Genomic DNA, 23,667 nt, shown 5'->3' with positions numbered 1-23,667 from the left:
AGACATACCGCGAGGCAGAGTTTTATGTCAATGCAATAAAAAGCGATACTTAGTCTACCTGGATATATGCCTAATGACAAAAGCAACCAAAGCAGCTATCGCTAGCTACTTTGGTTTTAGTGTACAACAGGCGGACTGGCGCAGTGACACGCATTACACAACAGCGTCAGAGCGGCTAGCACGGTTGTTTAATGATTAACCCCTGCTTTTACGACGCAGCAATCGAAATTCGACCATCTTTGACATAAAGAATGCGCGGCGGCAATTCAGCAATGCGGTAGCTTTCGATAAGTTGGTGTAGATAATAACCGACCTCCCGCTGAAAACATTCAATTTGCCGCGCGCTGTAGCCTGACAATTGGTACTCTGCATACAAGCTCTCAGGATCGGTAAAATCATAGGTAATTATACCCTCCAACCCATTCACAACATGGTTAAACTGATTAGCCAACGCATCCAGTCGCGACTGCAACCACAATCGCGCAGGATTAGGGTAAGGACATGCTAAAACTGAAGTAGAATTGCTTAAGTCATTCATAAAACACCTGTATTTGGGGAATAAACCAGTACAGACGTTTTTTCAGGATTTAGAAGCCTATGTGCATTCGGTTTAAGCAACAGTGACATATGAGCAATTTTGGTGTAAATTTGCATCAATATTGCTCACAAAGGTAATAATCATGAGTAGACAAAGTATTACGTTAACCGACAAAAACGACGCTTGGTTGCGTTACCAAGTGGAGGAAACCGGCGAATACAACACGAAAAGCGAGCTGATTAATGACTTAGTCCGCCGGGCACGACGCGTTGAGGAAATCAACAAAAAGCTTGAAGCTTCTGAAACTAGCGGGCTTGTCGAACAATCATCTGAAGACATGCTTAAAGAATTCAAATATCGTATAAAACGATAACATTGAGGTCTTACAAGCTTACTGCCCATGCAAAAGAAGATCTTTACCGTATTTATTTGTACGGTGTTGCGACTTTCGGTGAACAACAAGCAGATACTTATTTTGTTAGGTTAACAGATGCATTCGCGAACATTGCATACAATCCTTTGCTCTACCCTGCTGTTGATCACATCCGACCTGGCTATCGTCGTTGTCCGTGCGGTAGTGAAAGTATTTATTATCGAATAAAAGCAACGCATATTGAGATAGTCGCAATCATCGGCGACCAAGATGTTGGTGTCTGGCTTTGATTCATACCATGCCAAAATACCTGGATCTTGAAATTTCGCTAAACGATTCACCCTACCCGATTACCCGCAAGCTCAGGGGGCCGGCCGAGACCGGTTTGCATCAGTTACATCATTACTTGCAAATCGCCATGGGCTGGCAGCTTTCCCATCTTTATCTACTCGAGACCGCCCAGGGCAACTTTAGCAGGTTTTATCGTCGGCATAGCACAGGAGCCCATGAGTGAGGCATATCCTGAAGAGTTGGACCCGGAGCAATGGAATTAAAAAAATTGAAAAAGAAACGGTGCATCTATCTGCGACAGTTAAGGCGCACCTCATTCAGAAACTAGTACAGAGTATCGACTCACCCTCGGTTGATGAGCATAAGTCAAAATGGCTGTCAGTCGCTAGGGATCGAGCGGCGCAATTAGATTCAGGCACAGTAACTCCTGTTCCAAGCGATGTTGTATTAAACAAAGCTCAAGCTCTGATTAAATGAGACAATGCGAACCGACCAAGATAATTAGATCTCAATACTCTCGTAGCAGTCAGTATTTTTTTGTATTAAATTATAAGCCTAACCAACCATTAACAATTGCCCAAGGAAGGACAATGGCACGCGGACGACGTGGTAAATCTTTTATCGAAGGACTGCTTAACCTTTTTGTGACTTGGCCTTGGTATGTCAGTCTTGCTCTCGCAATATTCATATTTTTTGGCATTGATATTTATCAGCAATTAACGCCGGAACCGGCTGTTCAACCTAAAAGCAGTAATGCGGGTGATGTTGTCGTTGCCGCATTTGAGCCTGCAAAAGCAATGGCGCTTACGTTGGTAAAGGTCTTTTTGCCTGTGCTATTAACAGTTGCCGGTCTCGTGTCGTTAGTTAAATCACTCCAAACGCGAAAACATTACTCTCATGTCGAGCGCTCGCCGTCGCCGGCCTCCCTTAATGAAATGTCCTGGAGCGATTTTGAGTCGCTAACCGGTGAATATTTTAAACGTGAAGGCTATACCGTAAAGCCGACTAAGCGAGGGCCTGATGGCGGTATCGATTTACGCATTAAAAAAGACGAGCAACTCTACTTAGTGCAGTGCAAGCAGTGGAAAATGCGCAAGGTACCCGTAGCGGTCGTTCGAGAGCTTTTTGGGCTCATTACCGCTGAACATGCCACCGGTGGCTTTATCGTGACTTCCGGTGAATTAACCCAAGAAGCACGCAACTTTGCGATAGGCAAACCCATCCACATTATTGATGGAACCACCTTTCACCAATTTATCCGCCAGCGCGATAAAGAAGCCGCCAGCTTTCCGCCAAATCATGTCAGCATCGTTAATATTGTGCATTGCCCAAACTGCAACAGCCCGATGGTTAAACGCACTGCACGGAACGGGCCAAATGCGGGGCAGCAATTTTGGGGTTGCCGACGCTTTCCACAGTGTTATGGAACGCGGGATATTTATTAACTAGCAACACGACTTATTATCTCTCTGTGGATTTTAGGGCTCCTCGATTGCTGGTAATTGTTTAGCCAAGCGCTCGGACGTTTTTTCTACAATCGGCTCGATTTCATCCAATGCTTTATCTATTGCTTTTACAAGTAATTCGTCATCTTGATACTTCTCACTGGTCAGTTCATGAGAAAATATAGCAGTATGTACCGACGACCAACGCTGACTATTCGTTTTTCGCGCACCATCAACCTGAGCCAAAATATCAATCAAATTTTGACGAAATGCCTGTTCCCCTGGCGCCACGACCGCCCTGAAATAAATTTTCTTGCCGCCGTAACCAAACTCATATAAAAAGGCTTCTTTCTGCGGCCAGCCCCGCTCGCTATTGCGCGGTACTATTGGATCCAACTCTTTTGTCAAAAAGCGTGTATAGCCCTTACCAGGCGAACCCAATATATAACCTCGCTGTTTTACCCGTTCAGCAAAGATTTGATCTACCTCTAGCAACCGATCAGGTTTGTGCTCGAAAATAAAGTCCAGAGCTTCCCTGTGGTTCTGGTAAATTTTTTGCGCCAGTTTTATCGCCTCGTCGTCTTGCATAACGTGTCTCTTCAAAATATTGATATAGTCAGCAATGTAACCGAATACTCTATCCGGCATAGTCGCCGAGTAGATGTCACAGGCCTGCTGCAACAACTGAACGATCGCGCTGTCGGTTTCCTGGTCCGGCTCCGGCTCTTGGCTTTTACTTCTCGGATAAACACCAGTGTGCAAGTACAGCCAATTCACCGCATTTTGAGCAGACGCAAAAGCGTTATAAAAGTTATCAATATCATCTTCGAGCACTTTTAACCATGAGCGCAGGTATGCAGCATTCTCTTGTTTGGGTGCCAGGTGTACGCCAAAGTCACCGCACAAAATAACGGCGCCGAGTTCGGCGATGAGCTCTTCATAGGCATAGTCGAGTTCGCTAACACCAAAATAAACACCGCGAGCGAGTCGTGAATGGTGCCCTGTCCAATGCACAAGCTCGTGCAACAACGTTGAGTAAAAGCTTTCGTTAGCCGTTGCCCGCGCTGTCGACACAAAACTGCTGCGCTTGGGCATAAATATCTCATCCGAAGCCGGGAAATAAACGGCGCGATGACCACCATAGTGAATAACAGCCTGGCTTTTTTCGATGAGTTGATTCAATGCATCGTGGTCAGTCACATAGTGTTTGTGGGCGGTGAAGAGATCGGGATGCTCTGGGTTGTAGTTATCGATGTCTTGTTCATTAAAGACATAATAACTGTTAAAGCCGGTTAATATCGGCGTTTCCTTACCGAACAAGTCCATGCTGTCAAAGGTTTTTGGCTTGAATATACGCGTACCCTTGCTACGAATTCGGACTTTGCCTTTGAGCTTTCGCCACTGCTTTAAAGTTGCCCATTGATTGTGATTAACGCCTTTTTGAATGGCCGCCTTCCACAATAAATCCGCGTTTCGACCTTTAAACAGGTTGCCGGTTACCGGATTGGTCGGCGCTTCTAACCCTTTATGCCATGGCATCAGCCAGCGCTCAGAGCCGGCTTTAATCTGCTCAAGTAAATTATTTGCCGAAATGGGCTTATCGTCCTGATGTTGCATAGTGGCGTGTAATGAATAGTCCATGACTCCAGCATACTATGCGCTTTTATATATTTGAAAGAATATTTTTGGTAGCATCCCTGCTCTCTCACATCCCTTGTGATGTCCATATTCCTCACGCTAACGTCTTGCTACGTCATTTTACGTCGCAACCGAACAATTTACCTGCGACCCAAAATGACGCACCCGGCTGTTTTACTGCACGGATTCACCACGATGGTGATAGTTAATCAATAAGGAGATACCCATGAAAAAATCAATCTTAGCGTTGGCATTAATTACAGCATCAAGTGCGGCGACGGCGCAGTCGCCTAACTGGAACAAGATCGATGTGTCGTACCTTGATACTGATATAGATGTAAATATTGGCGAGGCCTCGTTGGACGGCTTTGGCCTGAATGGCTCGGTTGCGCTTAGCGACAACTGGATGCTGTTTGGCGATTACAAAGCGGTATCGGAAGATGCCAATGGTGCCAGCTTGGATCTGGATTTGCTAAGTGCCGGTGCCGGCTTTTACCAAAGTGTGTCGGATAACACCGATATGTTTGCAACGGTATCGGTGGAGCGACTGGAAGTATCCGGTTCCGGTGGCGGTATTTCTGGTTCTGACGGTGAAACTGGCTTCGGTTTGGGCGTTGGCGTCCGTTCGATGTTAACGTCATCCTTTGAGTTAGGTGGCAAGGTGGATTACGTCAATATCGATAGCGAAGATATTGTGCGTGCCCAGGTCAACGCATTTTACTACTTCACCGACAATATCTCGGTCGGCGTGGGTTACGAAATGTACCGCCCCAACGACGCTGATTTGGACATCGACACCTTAAGCGCATCATTCCGCTACGCGTTTTAAGTTAGTAGCCTCGTAAAACAATTAGCCCGTAGCTATTGCGGGCTCTTACAAGCGTTTGGACATCTCTGGGATTAAAGCGATCTGCTCGGTTAACTGGGCACTGGCCTGCTGAATAATAGCGATACAATGATCAACATGCGCCAATTCTGCTGTCGAAATATCTTGATCCACCGTCGCTGCACGCGCTGAACTTATCCCTTTATGTACCGCATCAATGGTTTGTTCAGCCAGTAACTGCATGCGAGCCGGCGAAAAGCCAAATTCCTCTGCCATGTCGGCTAACATATAGGCGGTTATAGGCTCGGAGAAATTCCCGGCTGTTCCGCTCTCATACTCACCCATCGACATGGCATAATGCTGGTCAATGGGAGCGTCCTGTTGGCGTTTTTCGATTTCATCGATAATGGCTTTAATATTGACCAAATCGTAGAACGGCGCCAATGTCAGACCATTTTTGCCGACATAAAAACTGATGTTTTTACCATGTGCGTCGTAGTTGCGCACCAACACATTAAATATCATCCACCGGATCAGTTGTGCCCGGTAATGTGCTTGATTAGCGGTATGAATTGCAAAGAGTTTCGGGAAAGAGACGCCATCGCGAATGTACCGCCCATCGCCCTCGTCGCCATGCTGACGTTCATATTTATAAGAAGGAGGTAAGTTAGTCGCCTGGCACCCATCAATCACATGACGCCGAAAAACCCGCTGACTACGGGTATCAAGCTTTCGGTCAAATCGTTCAACAACCAAGGTTCTGACACCACCATAGGTGCGCAGCTCAGTTGCGGGGGCCGGCAAACCAGCGTACTGAGCCAAATTCAGGGTAAAGAACTCGTTGACGGCAATAAACGGTGCCCGCCCTGATTCAAATTTAAAAATTTTAGTCGAGCACAGATCGCCCTCGCCAAACCCTGTTTGTCCGTCAATTTCCAATAGGTTAAGTTTGTCCTGAACCCCTGCTACCGATAACCGCACACGGCCATCCCAATAGGCTATTGACTCACCTGTCAGGCGATATCTTTCCAGTCGCTTGTTCAGTTCATCTTTTGTGATCAGGCGAAAGTCTGTTTTGGTCTTGTCTTGGGTATCGCTAATAAATGACAATGCGCCGGAGGTGTCAGTACCAATAACTTTGATAAGGCCAAAAGTATTATTACGCGAGATGGTCGTATTGCTGGTGAGCTCTTCCAGGCCTTTACCTTCGGGCAACATATTCTGTAAAAAATGACGAACCGCACGGCTATCGAAATTACCGGATAACGGCACATGTGGCGATATTGCAAAACCGTCAATAACCCAATCGGGCTCATAGGTTAACATCAGCTCAGTTTCAGAGCCTACCGGCAACGTTAGTGTTGCTATTACCCTTTGATTACCTAAAAGGACCTTAAGCTGAGGCGTATTAAAACCACTCGTCATCTGCATATCCTTCGTTTGCGCTGTGTTCAATGTCGTCAGACACCACGGCAAAGGTCAAACCGAGGTATTCCATCACCTGAAGCAATGTAGAAAGCTTTACGTTGGTATCCGCCTTTTCTATTCTTATTAAGGTGGGCTTAGAAATCGACAAGGCATCCGCGACTGTCTCCAGCGACAACTTCATTTTAGTGCGTTTGGCTCGGATCGCGGATGCTAATTGCTGCGGCGAAAATTGCTGTTCTAAGTTAGGCATCGCTGTCGCTTTGACGCTACGCCCGGTAGGTTGTTTAGACATAATGGTTAACTTTAGTTTACTTTTAGTAGAAAGCTTAGACGAGAGAAGCTAAAAGTCAAATATAAATTACTTTTAGTTGCCAGTCTGTAATTTTATCTTTAAAAGTAAAGTACAGATTACCTTAAGAAAAGTCCGCCTACCCCCCACTCCGCCAACTGCTGGATGTCTTTAATGCGGTCGCGTTGCAGCGCAAAGGCTTCGAATACATCGTCGAAGCTTTGGTTGTTGTGGTTTAAGTTGGGTAGTGCCAAATTGGCTTGCGTGAAGAACTCCCGGTGGTTGTTATGCCAGCCTTGTTGCCACCAGTGCAGTATCAGTTCGCGCGAGGCTATGAGCTTGTCGCTGCTTGGCAGACGGTCAGATTTATTGGCGTTTACCGCTGTGCAGGTGGGCAGTAAGTTCCATAAATCGTTATTGGGCCAGCGGGCAAACGGGAAGGCATGATCCACGGCGTAATCGCTGGGTTTTATCTGTTTGCCGGACCAACAACAGGCGACGTCATCGCTGGCGAGCAGTTCGTTAACGCGGTTGCGCACACGGTTAGTGCTGCGGGTATCGTCTTTCCAGTCCAGCGCCTCTAAATAATCATTGCGGGTAAATTGCTGCCGATTGACGTCATAACTGTGCATCAACGCCGCCCATTCGTTCACCAGCGCCGGCTCTATCCATACACTAAAACGGGTTAACGAATCCCAGATGTGTTTGGGTACATAAAAGGTCCCCAGCGAGGCTAAAAACGGCAGATCCAGGGTCAGGCCAGTTGTTGGCTTGGTGGTACGATTCAGCTCAACCTCAAACACCGCGGTATTGCTACCGGGCAAGGTGGTGTAAGTGGCCGGGTTCTTTTTAATGGTGGCGGCGATGTCTTTCAATGTCTGATAAAGCGGTAACGCCTGCTCTGCGCCGCTGTAGTGCGCGCCAATAGCGTAATCGGCGGCCGTGGTATGTTGTAATAAGCCCCAGCCTCGCGGCTGCACGAAGCCCAGCCCCGCCGAGGTGTTGTTGTTTTGGTGCATGCCGTAATGGTCAATTAAGGGTTTATAGAGCTTTAACCAATAAAGCGCCACCAGTCCCATGGGTAGTGCGACGTGATCTTCGGTTTGATCCAATACCGCACCGGGATGGCCTTCGGCGATACGAAGCAAGCTGCGTAACAGTGCAACTTTGTAGGTGGAGGTCTTTCTGTCATTAACCACGATATTGCGCAGCAGCGGAAAGGCGCCGGTGCCGTCATCGGGTAAGGTCAGCAGTACGGTTTGCCAGCTGACATCGCCACGGCCAAGCTCGTCGGTTTGTTGCTCGGGTGTGAGTAACTGATAGGTTAAGCCAAAGCGGCTGGCTAATTGCGCCAGTTCGTCGGCGGAAACCTCGTACATGGTGCGTTCGTCATGGCAGGCGCCGTGACGCAGCGAAATCACCAACTTGCCGTTAGGTTTTAACAGGGAACTTAACTTGCGCAGGCTGCGTTCACGTTGTGACGACGGGATGTGCATCCATACAGCGCTTAATAAAATAAGGTCAAACTTGGTTTGCAGTGCAAATACCTGGCTGAGATCGGGCAGGCTGTCGTTAAGCCAGTGTACCGGTTTGCCGACGGTGTAGCCTTGTGCGACTTCACGAATGCCCTCGGCAGGCTCTACGGCCACGACGTTTAAGCCTTTGGCGGCCATAAAACGGGCATCGCGCCCGGATCCGGCGCCGACATCCAAAACCATGCCCTCTGTTGGCAGCTCGTGCAGCCAATCTTTGTGCACCGACTCAACGGGTACGCTGTTGTAGTTGTCCGCCAGGGTTTCGGCGTTTTTGGAGTAATAGGTGATGTTTTTGGACATTTTGTGAGTCTCGGGCGACCCTGTTAAAGTATATTTCAAATTATTTTGATATATTCATAAAATTACGAGCCATTGATAAAACAGTCGTACAGTAAGTCTGCAAACTGTTGTTCTGTAATTTGTCCCAAAACCAGATCAACCATCGCATCAGCAAGCTCTTCGCGCTCAATTACCACTTCATAATCATTTAACGCCAAATATTCTAGGGCAACCATTAGCCCTGTGCGCTTGTTAGCGTCTGAAAGCGCATGCGCTTGTGCAATGACGAGTGCGTATTTGGCCGCAACTTCAAATATGTCGTCTAACCCCTCGTAGGCAATGGCATTATCTACCCGTGCCAAAGCCCCCTCTAGCTTACCTTTATCCGGTGTTCCCTTATTTCCTGGTTCGGTCGACAGAATAAACGCATTTATTTCAATAACTCGGCTGGCTTTGAATTGAATAAGGTTCATTACATGGATGCCAAGCGCCTAAACGTGTTTTTATGCTTTGCTAAGATTAGCCTGGCCTCGGCATGCACTAAGTGCTGACCCTCGGGTGTATCGAGATTCAGTTGTTTTATCGGTTTAATTTTAGGCCGATTAACTGGCTGACTAACCCCATACTTTGATAGTTTATTTTCCATTTGAATATCCCTAGCTATTGCTTTAATGCAAGTTTATAACTGCGCAACGTCTCTGTCGATAGCGTGATAAAGTTATTTACCCACCTTATACCCTGGTGCGATGGCCTTGCGCCTGAGGCGCAAGTTACGATTTGCTTACCGGTAGCTTGATGAGATGGTCCCCTCCCTCCTAAACGGCATCGCAATGTGCCAATATAGAGTTTCGAAGATTCTATAAAGAGGAAAGGAGAGGACCAATGGCTATTGTAAACAGAATTGCCCTTGATTTGGCAAAAGATTTTATTCAGGTGTTGGCTCTGGATGAGAGCGAGCAGGAAGTATTTAATAAAAAGCTTCGCAGTAACAAGGTGTTAGCTAAGCTGGCCACGCTGAAAAGAACCGATGATTGCGAAGTGGCCGTTGAGTCCTGCGGAATGAGTCATCACTGGCGACGGGAAATCGAAAAGCTGGGTTATAAAACGGTGGCGTTGCCACCGCGATTTGTAAAAGCTTACCTGCAGGGTGAGAAAAACGATGCGAATGATGCACGGGCGATAGCCGAAGCGGCATCGAGACCGAACAGGAAGTCGGTTCGGATAAAAAGCATCGAGCAGCAGGACTTAGCGCTCATGGTTAGTCAGCGTGACAGTCGTGTGCAAACACGAACACAGGAGGCTAACCGCTTGCGTAGCGTGTTGGCTGAATACGGCATCACCATGCCGCAGCGGATAAGCTCGATACTCAAACGGGTGCCGGAGATATTGGAAGATGCGGACAACGCACTGACAGCCCGAAGCAGAGACCTTGTGTTACGCCAGTATGAACTGCTCAGAATAATGGACGAAGAAGTCAAAGCCATGGACAAGCTGTTGTCGGCTGAAGCAAATAATACTGACGACAGTCGACGTCTTATGACGATACCGGGTATCGGCCCGGTGACTGCGGTGTCGTTGCTGGCATTAATCGGGGATGTGAGCGATTTTAAGCGCGGGCGCAACGTGTCGGAATATCTGGGGCTTGTGCCGCGGCAAAACAGCAGTGGCGGTAAAGACCGGTTAGGTGGTATCACCAAAAAAGGCAATACCCGGTTGCGAACATTGCTGGTGCATGGCGCACGCTCAGCGCTACGGATGGCGCATAAACGCAACGACAAACTGAGCCTGTGGGCGCAGGATGTCGCAAAGCGGCGGGGCAATAACATTGCCGCCGTGGCACTGGCCAACAAGCACGCGCGGATAATCTGGGCGATGCTGACACATAAAGAAGATTACCGGATGGCTGCTGCTTAAACGGCAACCACCGATAACGAGGTAAACGAAGGTTCAAACCTTCCGGAGTTGCTAACTTCAACAGGATGGTAAACACGGGTAAACCGGCAACGGCTGAGACTGACAAGGCGCTGTTACTCAGATAACGTTAGCTTGATAAGCCAGTCGTTGGGCGGAGTTCATCCAGGCCAGGTGACAAGTCACCAGAAACAGGCCGTATATATGCGAGCACCCAACATTTACCACAACGTTGACGTTGCAAAACGGGAGGGGACCATATATGCGCCTCTGGCGCAAGTTACGTCACCTCACCTTATACCCCGGAGCGATAGCCAGGTTGCTGGTGTTCATCAAACTCGTGCGATTGCGAAGCCACAGTTGGTATTCGGGGCCGAGCAAAGTGCCATCTTCGGTGCAATCGACGTTCCAGCGTCGCAGCAAGTAGCCGGCCATAGCGGCGCGCACGTCGATGGTCAGTACGCCGTTGCTCATGCCGTAATCCATTTCGATGGCTTTGTTATGCGCCACGTTATGCGGGTGCGGTACCAGCTGCAATGGGATCATGCGTTGCCATTCATGATCGGGGTCGCCCTGCTCTTCGGGCTCGGCGGCGGTCTCAAACTTGCCGGTTAATTTTGCCTGGCTGATGCGGGTTAACACAAAGTCACGGAAGCTTTCGGATTTGCGGTCATAGCCGCGTACGTGCCAGCGCAAGCCGTTATCGACAATGGCATGCGGCACGATCTCGCGTCTGGACTCGCCACTGCTGAGCGAGGTGTAAGTAATTTGCAACGCCTGCTGCTTGAGCGTTGCCTGGACAATACTGGCGACAATAAAAATATCTGGTACGTTCAGGCTCGATGGTGCTTCGACCGGAAAATGAACATCGCCAATCGCATCAAAACCGTCGCTGATGTCGTTAGCCAGTTTGACCAACGTGCGTTTGGCATCGTGTTTAAACACACGGTTTAAAGGTTTCGGTTTGGAAGTAGCGCTTTTGGTGGTGATCGTACACCAAATTTTGCGGGGCAAGTTGCTTATAAATCGTAAAGTCACGCGACCCCGCCGACAATCCCACTTCAAAGCGCTGGATCAGATCCTGCCGGTAAATCGCGCCCTTAAACAGCAAACAGAAATCAATATACGCCAAGCGCTGACGCTGCGCGTACGAGAGCTGATCTAACATCGATTCGTTAATAGACTTTTTAGCAACCGCTTCGGACATGATGGTGTTGTTATTGTTATGTGGATCATAAACCTAGTGTGGTTTGTTTTGGGTTTGGTGTAAAGGGGGTTAATTACAACGAACCCCCTGCGACATAAACTGACGCAGCTACCGCTAAACTGGCTTCAAGTTAACAATACAGTGGGCAAGACGAATGTTTAAAAGAATGCTTCATGGGATCTTTGATCACCTGCTAGAACTGCCTTGGTACGTCAATTTTTTGGTCGGTGTAGGCATTAAAATTATAGTGAGCAGTTATTATGCGCAATTATTCCCGCACGAGCTATGGATTAGCGAACTGTCGCCCTACTCGCTTAGCGAAAAGTTGGCTGCAGGAGCGTTGGGTGCGGTTAATTTAGTAGTGCCGTTTGTCTTTATCTGGGCCGGGGTAATGGGTGTGATTTTTAAATTGCGTGAAAAACATCATTGTTCTTGATGTTAGGCATAAAACAGCCGCGCAGTTTAACTAAAAACTGGCGGCTGAGTACGCTCAATTAACGCTGTGCGTGGCGGGGTGATTGTTATCGGCTTTGTTTTTGCTGTCCAGCATTTGCAGGTTACGCACGATAATCTCCGTGCTATATCGGTCCGTGCCGTTATCGTCGCGCCATTTATGGGTCTGCAATTGCCCTTCGATATAGACCTTACTGCCTTTTTTAAGGTACTCACCAGCGACTTCCGCTAACCGTCGATACAGCACACAGCGGTGCCATTCGGTTTGTTCTCTAGCCTCACCGGTGACTTTATCCTTCCAGGATTCCGAAGTCGCGACATTGAGATTAGCAACTGCGGTATCATTTTGCGTATGACGCAGTATCGGATCGGCACCTAAATGACCGACAATAAACACTTTATTTACGCCTCGTGATGACATCAGCTTTTCCTTTTTTGATGAAAGTGAAAAAGCCTAGTTAATCTCGGCCGCATTGCTATTGGCGATGGCGGAAATGGTTGTAAGCAAACGATAACGGCGGATGCTTGCTTTTAGTGGTTGTTGTTCCATAATGAATTTTTTGGATAGTGAAGTTACCGGGGGACCTTGTGAATACGACTCACGAATCAGAAGAACAAGCACAGTGGCTAAAAGAAAATGACGAAGCCATCCAAGCGTACAATGATTTTGTCGAGGAAAACGGTAGTTTCAGCGACAGTGTGCGTAAGTTCTGATTACTGTAATAACTGCTTAGCTACTATTTCGGTTGCTCTGGAAAATTCTTCCCTAACAAAAACTTTTCCAGCGCCACTGCGTATCATGATTAACTGCAATTTTGCTTTTACCGAGGTTAACATGAAACGCTTTTTCGCCCTATTTGCGCCGCTAGCTCTGGCGGGTTGTTCGGTATTTGGTCAGTCCGATGTCGAGACGGCACCTTATGAACTCGTCGAGGCTGTTGCCGATAAAAATATTGAGGTACGCAACTACTCATCGTTGATACTGGTTTCAACGCCAATGAATGCGGGCGAAAACAGCGCCTTTCGGCGACTCTTTAATTATATTTCCGGTGCTAATACGAGCTCTGAGGAAATCGCCATGACTGCGCCAGTATTCATGAATGAAGGCGGTGAGCGCGAGAAAGATGGCGAAAAGATAGCCATGACCGCCCCCGTTTTTATGGGGCAAGGCGAGCAAAATATGATGTCCTTTGTCATGCCCAGTCACTTTACTCTGCAAACCACACCGCAACCGACCAATCCGGACGTCCGCATCAGCGAAGTTACTGACTATAAAGTGGCGGTTATCACGTTTAGCGGCACGCTGAGTGAATCCAATGTGAGAGAAAACACGCAAAAACTAAATGCCTGGCTTGCGAGCAGTAATTACACGGCAACGGGCCCCGCTATCGAGGCGGCATATAACGGTCCCATGACACTGCCAATGTTTCGGCGTAACGAGATCATGGTGCCGGTTAAGTTCAACAGCGACTAAAACATCAACCTAGAAATGTGCGCTATAATCCTCTACATTAGGCTCTATTAAAAATGCTTTTAAAAAGAGTCTTAATATGGATGTTGCGATAACTTCAACGGATTTTTCGGCTATTTTCGACCATACCTTATCGCCGGTGGTAGTCTTTGATACCACGTTTAAGGTTGTTGCTTGCAACCAAGCATACGAAAAGATGCTGAATACCCAACGTAGCACGATAATCGGCCACTGTTTAACCGACGTGTTAAGCAGTGGCAACGAGCAGCAGGACCAGGATCTGATAGATTCGTTTAACAACGTGATCGCCTCAAAACAGCCTGATCGCATTCCTTTTATTCGTTACGATATCCCTAATGCTACCGTTGTTAATGATAACAAGAGCGACGAACGCTATTGGGCCGTTGTAAATACGCCCATACTCGATGAACACGGCGCAGTAAAATACATTCTGAACCAGCCAACCGATATTACCGAGCTGGTTCAAGCTCGCGAAAAACAAGAGTTGATACCTTTAAGCGGTGCGACAGACGCAAGCCAGTTTGAACTGGGCCTGAGCTTTCAAGATCTACTCTACAAAGAGCGCGCCCGGGTTCATGAATTGTTTCAGCAAGCACCAGGGTTTGTGTGCATTTTAACTGGTAAAAACTATACTTTCGAAATGGCCAATAAGGCCTATGTTGATTTGTTTGCGCACAACAAGAACATCATCGGCAAACCCCTGGCGGAGGCCATGCCCGAAGCGGTAGAGCAAGGTATTTCGGTGTTACTGGATGAGGTTTGTGCAACGGCTAAGCCGTTTTTTGCCCGCGCCATGGAGTATCAGGTATACCCTGATGGCCCCGATAACCCCAAAACCATTTATATTGATTTTATTTACCAGCCTATTCGTGACGCTAATGACGAAATCAGTGGCGTTTTTGTGCAAGGTTATGACGTCACCGAGGCTCACAATTTAAATCAAAAAGTCAGTTATCAAGCCACTCATGATCCGCTGACGGGTTTATATAACCGCCGTGAAATAGATCATCGTAGTCAGCAATTGCAGAGCCAGCCTGGCCCGCATGCCCTTATTTATATCGACCTTGATCACTTTAAGATTGTTAATGACCGCTCGGGCCATCATGCCGGTGATGAGCTCTTGCTGCAGGTTGCCGACGCACTCAAGCAAGTCACTGATAATGGCTTACTCGCGCGCATTGGTGGTGATGAGTTTATCTTTTTGCTGGAAAATTGCAGTTTGACCAAAGCCAAAACTCTGGCCAGGAAAGCCGCACGACACATTAATGATATTGTATTTTATTGGCAGAAAAGCCGCTATAGCATTACCGCCAGTATGGGTATCGCTGAGTTTGGTAGCGCTATCGATACCAGCTATACTGATGCGTTGAGTTTAGCTGACTCCGCTTGCTTTTTAGCTAAAGACAAAGGTCGTGACCGTATTCAAGTCAGTCACCCCGATGATGCGGATATGCATCAACAGCAGAGTGACATGGACTGGGCGACACGACTAAAAGAGGCGATGCGCGAAGATCGTATCATTCTCTATGCACAAAACATTGTCGCACTTAGTCAGGTGGATCAGGTTCATCACAAAGAGATCCTAAGCCGTCTGGTCGATAAAGACGGTACCATTGTGCCCCCGGGAGCTTTCATTACCGCGGCCGAGCGCTATGGTCTTATTGAACAATTAGACCGACACATTATTCGTAAGGTATTTCAAAGCATTGTCCAATTGCAGAAAAACCAGCAAACCGTTCCGCACTTCTTTATCAATGTGTCTGGCATTAGTTTGAGTAACCCGAGTTTTAAAGGCTTTATCGAAGCCTTACTGCGTGAGTTTATGCATGTTGATGGCACTAAAATCTGTTTTGAGATTACCGAAACGGCGGCCGTGGCGAACCTAAATCGCACCGCTAAAATGATGAACCATATCAATAAGTTGGGTATAAAGTTTGCCTTAGATGATTTTGGCAGCGGCGTGGCGACGTTTGATTATCTGGATAAGCTACCCATTACTTACATTAAAATTGATGGCGCTTTTGTCACGGACCTCAAAACCCGCCCCATCGGTGAAGCGATTGTGCAGTCCATTCAGAATATTGCGCAGATTATGGGTGTTAAAACGATTGCCGAGTGCATCGAAGACGTGGAATTAATTCCTCATTTACGCAAGCTTGGCATTAATTACGGCCAGGGCTATGGTATTCATCGCCCTGAGCCGTTGTTATAGTTTTATTTAGCAACGTGGGTATCGTAGTAATCCAACAGCAGTGCCACGGCGTCGTCGAGTGGCGTGTCACTGTTTAGGATACGGTCGCTATCGAGCAATAAACGCACCATCACTTGGTTGTCTTCTTCGTGTTGCCACATTTTGATGTAAGTGCCCTCTTTATAACCGCGCTGCTGACGCACGTGGTTCAGGGCGTTTTTGCCGATGTAACTGACGTAAACGGCTTCGGCGCTGCCGTAGGCTTGGTATAACAGCGACAGCAGTTGCGTCAGTGATTCGTTGCCAAAGCACAGTGGACGTTCTAAATCAGGGCGGCCCTCTAGTGCAGTGTGGCGCAATAACCACTTGGCGTTTTGCGCATCCTTGGCTTGGGCGCGAATACTGGCTTCGGCGAGTTTTAAGCCGGCGGTTTCTACCGGATTTTCAGCCCCGTCAACGGCTAACACTTCGATTACGTCCGATAGGGCAAAATGCAAAACGTCGATAAGTTCCATATTCGCCTGTGCGGTGTCGGGGGTTTGTTTTTTCCACCATTTGTAGCCTAGGTGATCATAACGCTCGCCTAACTCGACGATGACTGCGGCCATATCGTCGCGTACCAGCGTTGGTGCGGTTGGCCAGTTGGCGTCCAGGCCTTGGTTAAACTGGGTTTGGAGCTTGGCGATTTGTTGCGCTTGCTTTACCGAAAACTGCGTGTCTTGTGACATTAAAAGATCCTGTAAATGACGTGCCGTAAAATGTTGAACAAAATACCTTAGGTTTCGCACCACTGCAACGGCGTGTTTTGTAGCCATTGTTGTAAGATAGCGCGGTGTTGGTTTTTTAGCAGCTGGTGGTATGGGCTTAGCGCGTTTTGGCTGTTAAGTGACGCCAGTAGGTTTGCCTGGGCTGGGTTAAAGGCGCTGCTGTTTGCGTTGGCTTTAAACCATTCGTAAGCGGGGACGGCGATATGGGTGAAGCCTTCGCTTTGGGCAATGTGAAAACCTTTTGCGTCCAGATCGCCGAAATATCTTAGTGGTTTGCCGGTGTGGCGCCATTGTTGCAGTAGCGCTTTGCGGCCTGTGCTATACGCGCTGTCACCGCGGTATACAACGAGCGAGTCGGTGGCAATATCGAGAGCGAAGTTTTCCATCGCATAAAAACAATCCAGGTTTTCTACGACGATAATTTCACTGATGTTGTCGAGCTCGAGTGCGCGATAGTCGCAATCGATAATGGTCCAGCTTTGTCGTGATTTTTGCGCTGTCAAAATACGATGTGCGCGGGGGTTTTCGCGTACTGATTTTGTTTCGGCTGCGCCCTGCTCGGCTTGTTGCAGGCTGCTAACCGCTTGATCGGTTTCGAACGGTGCAAAGCCAAGCTGTTGTAGGCGCTGATTTATGTTGTTTAGTAGTGACACGGTGTAAACGAACACTGGCGCGTCGGCCTCAGCGTTGCTGATGAGATCCTGCTCTGCGCACCAATTTAGCAACTGGCGATCGGTCGCTTTGACTTTACGTTTTTGGTGTGTCGACGTCCGCAGTTTTTCTGCGATGTTTTGCAGTAGCCGGCGCTGGTTGGGGGTGAGGTTTTCTGACATATAGCTACTTACCTAAGGCCACTTCTTTTTCGCGTGAAGTACGCGAACAATTTTTAATAGGTTTGAATTCAGAAATTGGTAAATCACCCCTCGCTGGTTGAGTCCATTCTATCTTTATCACTCTCGTTTCCGTCTATGATCGCTTGAATGTCATCCATGACATTTTCATGTTGATAGGTGTTTACGTCTGCGGCAAGCGCCTCTTCAACCTTTGATTTAAACCAACTGTCGTATTGTTCATCAGTGCTGACCAAATTTGGAGGCATACCACCCTCTTTGCTTACTCGGGTTAGAAGAATACGAACTGCCTCTGAAATCGTCAAACCGACATTTGCTAGTTTTTCTGCGGCATCGTTTTTTAATTGCTCATCAACACGAACATGAATCATTGATGTTTGCGACATAATGGCTTTCACCTCACTCTTTTATTAAGTTAGTATGTAACTCAAATGAGATACCGTCAAGTTTCTTGCGCCAAAGGCGCAAGGTACGGATTGGGCGATAATGACACTTGCGCCGAAGGCGCAAGGTACGCATCAGGGGGTGAACCGCAGGGCGATGTCTTCGATGACGATGACTTGGTTGTAGCGGCTTACCGGGTGTTCGCTGCGTTCGATGCTAAACAGTTTTTGTTCGTTTCGCGGCAGGCTGTTGTATTCGCCAATCACCTGAAACAGCCAGGCCTCCGGTGGCCATTCGAGTGTCTGCTGGTGCAGGTAATCAAGCGCCGATAGCGGCGTTTTGCTGTCGCAGGCGGCCATAAAGTATTGCATGGCATCGTGTTTAAGTTGTTGTTGTCGTGCTTCCACCGCTTGCTGTTGCGCGCTGTTATCAACTGCCTGGGTATTGGAGTCGGCATCGTCGGTTTTGGCCTTTATCGCCAGCTCTTTATAAAGCCCGTGTACGATATGAGCGATATCTGCGTGCTGATCACGTCGATCCAGTGCTACGGCAGCGGCTGGCTTTATCGCCGCGGCAACATTCACCAAGCTCGGCACCTGACTGCGATAGGCATAATCGCCTACGGTAAAGCCCGGATGTTCACGTAAAAAGCCGGCCATGTTGGTGACTAACAAGCTGCGCTCTTGTTGCTCGCGGAAGCGCGTCATTAACTCGACCAAGCGCTTTTGTACTTCCAGCAAGCTACCGTGATGACCGTTAATCTGTGTCTGCAACTTGGTGACTAACAATTTGCGCAGCGCCGGGTTACCCTCGGCTAATTCAATCAACTCGTCAAAGTCAATTAATGAAAGCCCTTCTATCAGGCGCCTGATCTGCTCCTGAGCGCGGCTGTTTTCACGGATTTTATCGCTGAGGTTACTGACAAAACCAAAATTTGAATTAAGCCGATGCCACAAACTAAAAATGGCTTCCTCAAATTGCGAGGTCAGATCATAGACTGCCTCTTCGGTGCGTTGCAGCTGGTTATCGGCACGGATCACATCGCCGCTGCGCTGCGCTTCCCGAAAACCTTGCACAAAACCGCGGATACTCTGTAGTTTATCGGCGATATCGGCATTAACCTGGCGGCGGCTTTCGTCGGTAACCATGGCGGCGACCAGTTGCACCACAGGATGGCGTAGTTTTAGTTCGTGGCTATCATCGGGCTGATAAATAATCCGCGCATTGATGAGCTTTTTCAGCGCTTGCTCGCTCAGTCCCGAGGCATCGATGCCGCCGCTTAGGTACCCTTGCATCAGCACCTTAGCATGGTTGCCAATTAATTTTAGCCGCTCGACCCCAACGTCGAAAACGTTGCTTAGTAGCTGCTCGTCGTTTGCCTGCGCCATTTACAACAGCTCCGCCTGACTACTGGTATCTTCCAGTGGAATATTTTCTTCGTCTTTGACAAAGCGCACCAGTTCAAGCAGGTAATCAATTTTGCCGGTGACGGTAAAATACAGGCGATTCGCATGGGGTTGCAGTAAATAACCATGTTCGACTAGGCGTTTAGCTACTTGCTTAGCCTGACCATCGACCGCGTCCGACTGTGAATTAAAAAAGCGATCATTGGCCAGACTTTGCAAGCGTTGACGCAGGCTCGGATTGTCTTCGGTTTTTACTGTTAACTCTTGCAGTTTTAGGGTATCGCCGGCCGTTAAAATACCGTCGCTGCCCATGGCTTCCTGCACGTATGTTAACCACTCTAACAATGGCAACATCGAGCCCATCACTACACCGAGTTGCTGCTTTAAGTGCTCACGCGCACCGTCATCGAGATCACGATACGCCAGAAAATACACACTGCCTTCGTCATTGGCCGCCAGCCGTCGGTTTAATGGCTTTAGATACGCATCAATACTGTCGCGCGCCTCGTCGTCTTGTAACTTTGCAAAGTTGGCTTCGTCGCTAATCGCGCAAATAAATTCACCCGCCAATAGCTTTTCGATTAAGGGTCCATATATTGGCGAAATCATGCGTTAGCCTCCTTGCTGTCTTGTCGCAGCGCCTGCAACTTTTGGCTGAGCTCAGATACCCTTGGCTTAATCCGTTTAAGTTGGCCTTTGTTGGCAAATTCTTTGTGCGGCTCAATCAAATAGCGGTGCTTAAACAGCAGTAACACATCCGATTCCGGGTTCGGGAAGGCGCCAACAATATCGATGTTGTTGTTATCGCACGCAACAAAGAGCTTTTCGACGTTGTGGTAAGCCAAAGTACCAATTTCGTCGATAGGCCAGTGAATGGTGACGCCGGCCTGCTCCGGCCGCAGTAAGCGGGTAAAGGCCAGCAGGAATTTACACAAGATCAGGTAGGCCATGCCGTGGCTGGACGAATCGGTTAACTGGCGATCGTTGCGAATAACCACCGGCTCGCCGTTCTCGACCAGATTTAACTGCAGTTTGATCAGCGATTCAATGCTGTATTCCTGATTGGCTTTGAGCAATTCGGCAACGTCGGTTAAGTGGTCAATATATTCTGCCGGCGGCGTTAACGCGCCGGATTCTATCCACTGCCGGTAGTGCTGCGTCATTTGTTTGAGCGGTTGCCAAAAGCTGAGCTCGTCGATGGTTGAGCTGATTTTAACCTCGGCTTTATCGATGCCATCTAAGGTTAACTCATCGGTCACCGCTTGCGTTAAACGTCGGCTGTAATCGCTGACACGTTTGTGGATATCGTTAAAGACGGTGAAAAACTCAAACAGCCCTTTGCCGATGGTTTTACCCTGATCAATGGTTTGATCGCGCTTGCCTTCTAATACTTTGAGTAACTCGCTTAGGGTGTTCACCTGTACTTGCAGATCCGGCGCTTCGCCCTGCTGTGCCAACGACTGCTCGATAAAGCGCAAAAATTGCAGGTCGGCATCTTCGCGTAACTCGGCTTCTAAGCGCGGAATGCGCTGCTCCAGATCTTTGTCTTGTTTTTGCTTTTCATCCAGCAATTTATAGCTGCGGGCACAATGCTCGCTGACATCGCCCTGCGCTGCCGCTGACTCTTGCGGAGGGTTCAGCGACGCCGGCAAATCGGCCATGCGTTGCACCAACGACTGCAGATCTAACACCACCTTCTCGGTTTTCTCGAGCGTGTCTTTTAACGTTTGCAGCCGGGCTTTTAGCTGTTGTTGCTGGGCTTTAAACTGGCTTTCGTGCTGTTCTAATTCGCTAGTTGCTTTGCGCAGCGCTGCCTTCGCTTGTTGCTCTTGCTCCAGCCATTGTGGCCGTTGCTTGTCCCAGGTAACCCGCATAAAGGTTTGATATTCGCTGTATTCATCGCGGCGGCTGTCGGTATCGCGAATCTGCTGCTGTAACTGACTGATTTGTTGTTTTATTTCGCGCAGCTTGTTCTCATCAACGCCCTGATCTGCGAGCTTTTCGCTAAACGCCTGCTCCAGCTCTTTAATGCGTTGTTTAGCGGCATCCTGCTTGCGACCTAATTCCGCATTAAGATCGTCGATGGCTTCTTGCAGTAATTGTGTTTTTTCCTGAAATTCTGCGGTGACTTCCAACACTCGTGCGTTATGGTCATCTTGCAGCTCTTCTAATGCTTCGCTGCGCTGAGCCTTGGTGTGCTCGAGTTCACGTTCGAGTTGCGTGATACGCTCACGGACTTGTTGTTTGCGCTCTTGCTCCAACTTTTGCTGAGTGTGAGCCAGTCGCGCTTTGTTATCGCGGGCATAGTCGACATCACTACTCAGCTGACGTTGCTGTTGTTTCGCCGCATCTAATGCCTGTTGTTTCTGTTTGGCTTGTTCGACCGCATCAGCAAAGGCTTTTTCAGCGTTTTTTAGCTGTTGTTGCTGCTGTTGCCAGTGTTCGGTTGCCAGCTCTAACTGTTCCCGCAAGCGCTCTTCGCCGGCGGCATGCTCCGGCAGTTCGATGGCATGTAAATCCAGCTCAACGCCAAACAGGCTGTCGTTGTGTTCGTTTGCTGTCAGCCGTGGGGTTAAGTCGGTGCGTTGCAATAAAGGCTCCGACACTACGCGGCCGAAAGATTGTTCCCAGTGCTCGACGTTTTGTCTTAAAAACTGACGTAAACTGCCTGCTGCTGGTTGTAGTCGTTGCTGCAACTGTTCAATACGTTGCTCGCTCTGCGCCAGCTGCGTGCGGGCCTCTGTTACCTGGCTATCGAGCCGTTCACGCTCGCTCAACGCAACATTAAGCTGCTCTTGCTGCTGGCTAACCACCTGCTGGTGTTGGTTGAGCTGTTCCTGTGCCTGATCAACACGCGCCTCGGCGATCTGCATTTCGTTGCGTTCATCGTCAGTTAGCGTTGATAATTCGCGTTGCGCACGTTTGGCGGCTAGTTCGTTTTGCTGCTGCTCTAGTTGCGCTTCGTACTGCTCGCGCACCGCCTGCTGCTGTTGTTGCAGTTGCTGGTTTAACTGTTTAGCGGCATCGAGCTCTTGCTGCATCACGGCCGTTTTTTGCGTGGCTTTGTCTTCGATTTTACGGCGCAGTTTGGTGCTAAGTTGCTCCAGCTCTTCTTTAATCTCTAATTTGTGGCTTTGCAACTTTTGCGCTTCGTCTTTGTGCGCGTCCATCATGGTGGCGTAATGCTGTTCCAGCCCCTGGAGTTCGCTGCGGCGCTCGGGCAAGGCTTCGAGCTCACGCCCTAATCGCTCGATATCGTTGTCGCGGTAATTGTCGTACTGTTGCTGGGCGTCGTTTAACTGCTCTTCGAGTTTTTTGAGATCGGCCTGGGCATCGCTTTTGCGATCGCGCAATTCACTGCGCAGCGTCTCGTAAGCATTTTGTGCCTCGTTAATTTCGCGTTTAAGGGTTTGAATAGCCGCTTCGGTGTCGGCTTTTAGACGCTTTTGCTCGCTAAAATCGTTTTCGATAACCGCTTTTAAGTGCCACAGTTGCTCTAACGTGCGGGTACGATCAGCGCTAATGCGTTCGATATCCGCCAGGCTTTTTTGTAGCCGGTCAACTTTTAAAAATTGCTTCATGTCGCGCAACCAGGCGCGGATCTTATCGCCGGTAAAGGTGTTATCCGGGCGCTTGTAGCCGTCTTCTTCTAAGATCGCTGCCAACATGCTTTTTAAGGTATCCATTTTGCCTTCTTTCGCATGCACGGCAGAGACGAGTTTTTCGATATGGCGGAGGCGAAAGTTCTCGTTGGCCAAACCATAGCGCGCTGCTAATTGCCGATGTTTAAGGCTTTCGCTGCGGCTGCTGCGGTCGTTTTTAATGTCGTTAAGGATAATGTTGCGGTATTCGGTGGTGCTGGAAATCTTGGCGCTCATGTCAATGCCGCGACCGCGCATTTCCTGTGCCCAATCACTGTATTCACGAGCAACAACACCGTCTTTTTTGTCGTACAGATAATGTTCAGCATCGTAGCCGTTGTCCACAAAACGGTAATCAACGCCGTCGGCGCGCTTAGTCAGCACCACTTGTGCTGTTCCGTTTGCGGGCCGCTGGTATTCGTAAATGACGTAGCTGTTTTTGTACGGCAGGTAGTATTTGTCGAAGTTTAACCGCGTTTTGGGTACCACACGGTTGGGCAGCTCGCCGTAAAATACCGGGATCATGCGCTGCAAGGTGGTTTTGCCGGAAGCATTGGAGCCACAAATATTGGTGTGTCCGTCTAAATCAAGCTCGACCACACCCGGCAGGTGCCCGTTTATCATTATTATTCTTAGCAGTTTTGCCATGGGTATCCTTACGCAACGCCAATATTAACAACATCAGCTCCAGATTATAACGCAACCGCCGCCGGCTGCCACCC

26 protein-coding genes and 1 pseudogene are annotated in these 23,667 nt (G+C 48.6%); 12 read left to right on the top strand and 15 right to left on the bottom strand.

Annotated elements, in window-relative coordinates:
• Positions 1 to 73 precede the first annotated feature (73 nt).
• Positions 74 to 199, top strand: a complete 126-nt coding sequence (locus KZ771_RS03855) for a hypothetical protein (RefSeq protein ID WP_290654409.1) — start codon at positions 74 to 76, stop codon at positions 197 to 199.
• A gap of 9 nt (positions 200 to 208) precedes the next feature.
• Here the strand turns inward: KZ771_RS03855 and KZ771_RS03850 are convergent, their stop codons facing one another.
• Positions 209 to 538, bottom strand: coding sequence for a hypothetical protein (locus KZ771_RS03850; protein ID WP_290654408.1), 330 nt, complete (start codon positions 536 to 538; stop codon positions 209 to 211).
• 142 nt (positions 539 to 680) lie between these two features.
• Here KZ771_RS03850 and KZ771_RS03845 point away from each other — a divergent pair, with 142 nt between their 5' ends.
• The 5 genes from KZ771_RS03845 (at position 681) to KZ771_RS03830 (ending at position 2,647) form a co-directional block, all read left to right on the top strand.
• Complete coding sequence (locus tag KZ771_RS03845; RefSeq protein ID WP_290654407.1) at positions 681 to 911, top strand: CopG family transcriptional regulator; 231 nt, start codon at positions 681 to 683, stop codon at positions 909 to 911.
• A gap of 2 nt (positions 912 to 913) precedes the next feature.
• Positions 914 to 1,201, top strand: a complete 288-nt coding sequence (locus tag KZ771_RS03840; RefSeq protein ID WP_290654406.1) for a type II toxin-antitoxin system RelE/ParE family toxin — start codon at positions 914 to 916, stop codon at positions 1,199 to 1,201.
• A gap of 8 nt (positions 1,202 to 1,209) precedes the next feature.
• A complete protein-coding gene (locus KZ771_RS03835) occupies positions 1,210 to 1,425 on the top strand; it encodes a hypothetical protein (RefSeq protein WP_290654405.1) in 216 nt (71 codons plus the stop codon).
• Entirely contained in the window at positions 1,422 to 1,679 is a 258-nt protein-coding gene (locus KZ771_RS14315) for an addiction module protein (RefSeq protein WP_365996502.1), read from the top strand. The genes KZ771_RS03835 and KZ771_RS14315 overlap by 4 nt, the downstream gene beginning before the upstream one ends.
• A 113-nt stretch (positions 1,680 to 1,792) precedes the next feature.
• Positions 1,793 to 2,647 (top strand): restriction endonuclease, encoded by an 855-nt coding sequence (locus KZ771_RS03830; protein WP_290654404.1) that lies wholly within the window; start codon positions 1,793 to 1,795, stop codon positions 2,645 to 2,647.
• Positions 2,648 to 2,680: 33 nt separating this feature from the next.
• Here KZ771_RS03830 and KZ771_RS03825 read toward each other — a convergent pair whose 3' ends face one another.
• Positions 2,681 to 4,288 (bottom strand): zincin-like metallopeptidase domain-containing protein, encoded by a 1,608-nt coding sequence (locus tag KZ771_RS03825; protein WP_290654403.1) that lies wholly within the window; start codon positions 4,286 to 4,288, stop codon positions 2,681 to 2,683.
• Between the two features lie 223 nt (positions 4,289 to 4,511).
• Between KZ771_RS03825 and KZ771_RS03820 the strand changes: the two genes are divergently transcribed.
• Positions 4,512 to 5,114: an outer membrane beta-barrel protein gene (locus KZ771_RS03820; RefSeq protein ID WP_290654402.1), complete on the top strand. Its 603-nt coding sequence runs from the start codon at positions 4,512 to 4,514 to the stop codon at positions 5,112 to 5,114.
• A 45-nt stretch (positions 5,115 to 5,159) separates the two neighbouring features.
• Here the strand turns inward: KZ771_RS03820 and KZ771_RS03815 are convergent, their stop codons facing one another.
• The 5 genes from KZ771_RS03815 to KZ771_RS03795 form a co-directional block, all read right to left on the bottom strand.
• Positions 5,160 to 6,536, bottom strand: coding sequence for a HipA domain-containing protein (locus KZ771_RS03815; protein ID WP_290654401.1), 1,377 nt, complete (start codon positions 6,534 to 6,536; stop codon positions 5,160 to 5,162).
• Positions 6,520 to 6,831: a helix-turn-helix transcriptional regulator gene (locus KZ771_RS03810; RefSeq protein ID WP_290654400.1), complete on the bottom strand. Its 312-nt coding sequence runs from the start codon at positions 6,829 to 6,831 to the stop codon at positions 6,520 to 6,522. The genes KZ771_RS03815 and KZ771_RS03810 overlap by 17 nt, the downstream gene beginning before the upstream one ends.
• Positions 6,832 to 6,947: 116 nt before the next feature.
• Positions 6,948 to 8,663: a methyltransferase domain-containing protein gene (locus KZ771_RS03805; RefSeq protein ID WP_290654399.1), complete on the bottom strand. Its 1,716-nt coding sequence runs from the start codon at positions 8,661 to 8,663 to the stop codon at positions 6,948 to 6,950.
• A 62-nt stretch (positions 8,664 to 8,725) separates the two neighbouring features.
• On the bottom strand, positions 8,726 to 9,115 hold the full coding sequence (locus KZ771_RS03800) for a type II toxin-antitoxin system death-on-curing family toxin (RefSeq protein WP_133540432.1): 390 nt from the start codon (positions 9,113 to 9,115) through the stop codon (positions 8,726 to 8,728).
• Positions 9,115 to 9,288: an acetyltransferase gene (locus tag KZ771_RS03795; protein ID WP_290654398.1), complete on the bottom strand. Its 174-nt coding sequence runs from the start codon at positions 9,286 to 9,288 to the stop codon at positions 9,115 to 9,117. The genes KZ771_RS03800 and KZ771_RS03795 overlap by 1 nt, the downstream gene beginning before the upstream one ends.
• 236 nt (positions 9,289 to 9,524) lie before the next feature.
• Between KZ771_RS03795 and KZ771_RS03790 the strand changes: the two genes are divergently transcribed.
• A complete protein-coding gene (locus KZ771_RS03790; RefSeq protein ID WP_290654397.1) occupies positions 9,525 to 10,556 on the top strand; it encodes an IS110 family transposase in 1,032 nt (343 codons plus the stop codon).
• Positions 10,557 to 10,838: 282 nt separating this feature from the next.
• Here KZ771_RS03790 and KZ771_RS03785 read toward each other — a convergent pair.
• Positions 10,839 to 11,721: pseudogene (locus tag KZ771_RS03785) on the bottom strand (WYL domain-containing protein).
• Positions 11,722 to 11,914: 193 nt separating this feature from the next.
• Between KZ771_RS03785 and KZ771_RS03780 the strand changes: the two are divergent.
• Positions 11,915 to 12,196: a hypothetical protein gene (locus KZ771_RS03780; RefSeq protein WP_290654396.1), complete on the top strand. Its 282-nt coding sequence runs from the start codon at positions 11,915 to 11,917 to the stop codon at positions 12,194 to 12,196.
• A 54-nt stretch (positions 12,197 to 12,250) separates the two neighbouring features.
• Here KZ771_RS03780 and ssb read toward each other — a convergent pair whose 3' ends face one another.
• Positions 12,251 to 12,634: a single-stranded DNA-binding protein gene (gene ssb / locus KZ771_RS03775; RefSeq protein ID WP_365996501.1), complete on the bottom strand. Its 384-nt coding sequence runs from the start codon at positions 12,632 to 12,634 to the stop codon at positions 12,251 to 12,253.
• A 167-nt stretch (positions 12,635 to 12,801) separates the two neighbouring features.
• Between ssb and KZ771_RS03770 the strand changes: the two genes are divergently transcribed.
• The 3 genes from KZ771_RS03770 to KZ771_RS03760 all read left to right on the top strand — a co-directional run bounded on the left by KZ771_RS03770 (position 12,802) and on the right by KZ771_RS03760 (position 15,917).
• Positions 12,802 to 12,927 carry a type II toxin-antitoxin system CcdA family antitoxin gene (locus tag KZ771_RS03770; RefSeq protein WP_290654395.1) on the top strand — a complete coding sequence of 42 codons (126 nt, stop codon included), beginning with the start codon at positions 12,802 to 12,804 and terminating at the stop codon, positions 12,925 to 12,927.
• Positions 12,928 to 13,048: 121 nt separating this feature from the next.
• Positions 13,049 to 13,687 carry a heme-binding protein gene (locus KZ771_RS03765; protein ID WP_290654394.1) on the top strand — a complete coding sequence of 213 codons (639 nt, stop codon included), beginning with the start codon at positions 13,049 to 13,051 and terminating at the stop codon, positions 13,685 to 13,687.
• Between the two features lie 76 nt (positions 13,688 to 13,763).
• The gene (locus KZ771_RS03760) at positions 13,764 to 15,917 is read left to right on the top strand and encodes an EAL domain-containing protein (RefSeq protein ID WP_290654393.1); all 2,154 of its coding nucleotides are present in this window, start codon (positions 13,764 to 13,766) and stop codon (positions 15,915 to 15,917) included.
• Positions 15,918 to 15,919: 2 nt separating this feature from the next.
• Here the strand turns inward: KZ771_RS03760 and KZ771_RS03755 are convergent, their stop codons facing one another.
• The 6 genes from KZ771_RS03755 to KZ771_RS03730 all read right to left on the bottom strand — a co-directional run bounded on the left by KZ771_RS03755 (position 15,920) and on the right by KZ771_RS03730 (position 23,569).
• Positions 15,920 to 16,624 carry a dUTPase gene (locus KZ771_RS03755; protein WP_290654392.1) on the bottom strand — a complete coding sequence of 235 codons (705 nt, stop codon included), beginning with the start codon at positions 16,622 to 16,624 and terminating at the stop codon, positions 15,920 to 15,922.
• A 47-nt stretch (positions 16,625 to 16,671) separates the two neighbouring features.
• The gene (locus KZ771_RS03750) at positions 16,672 to 17,496 is read right to left on the bottom strand and encodes a Wadjet anti-phage system protein JetD domain-containing protein (RefSeq protein WP_290654391.1); all 825 of its coding nucleotides are present in this window, start codon (positions 17,494 to 17,496) and stop codon (positions 16,672 to 16,674) included.
• An 83-nt stretch (positions 17,497 to 17,579) separates the two neighbouring features.
• Positions 17,580 to 17,900: a type II toxin-antitoxin system RelB/DinJ family antitoxin gene (locus KZ771_RS03745; RefSeq protein WP_290654390.1), complete on the bottom strand. Its 321-nt coding sequence runs from the start codon at positions 17,898 to 17,900 to the stop codon at positions 17,580 to 17,582.
• Between the two features lie 132 nt (positions 17,901 to 18,032).
• Entirely contained in the window at positions 18,033 to 19,286 is a 1,254-nt protein-coding gene (locus KZ771_RS03740; protein ID WP_290654389.1) for a hypothetical protein, read from the bottom strand.
• Positions 19,287 to 19,913, bottom strand: coding sequence for a hypothetical protein (locus tag KZ771_RS03735; protein WP_290654388.1), 627 nt, complete (start codon positions 19,911 to 19,913; stop codon positions 19,287 to 19,289).
• Complete coding sequence (locus KZ771_RS03730; protein ID WP_290654387.1) at positions 19,910 to 23,569, bottom strand: ATP-binding protein; 3,660 nt, start codon at positions 23,567 to 23,569, stop codon at positions 19,910 to 19,912. Before KZ771_RS03730 ends, KZ771_RS03735 begins: the two co-directional genes overlap by 4 nt.
• Positions 23,570 to 23,667: the final 98 nt, after the last annotated feature.

This window comes from Idiomarina sp., assembly GCF_019431395.1.
Classification (GTDB): domain Bacteria; phylum Pseudomonadota; class Gammaproteobacteria; order Enterobacterales; family Alteromonadaceae; genus Idiomarina.
This window is presented reverse-complemented; position numbering and strand designations above follow the sequence as displayed.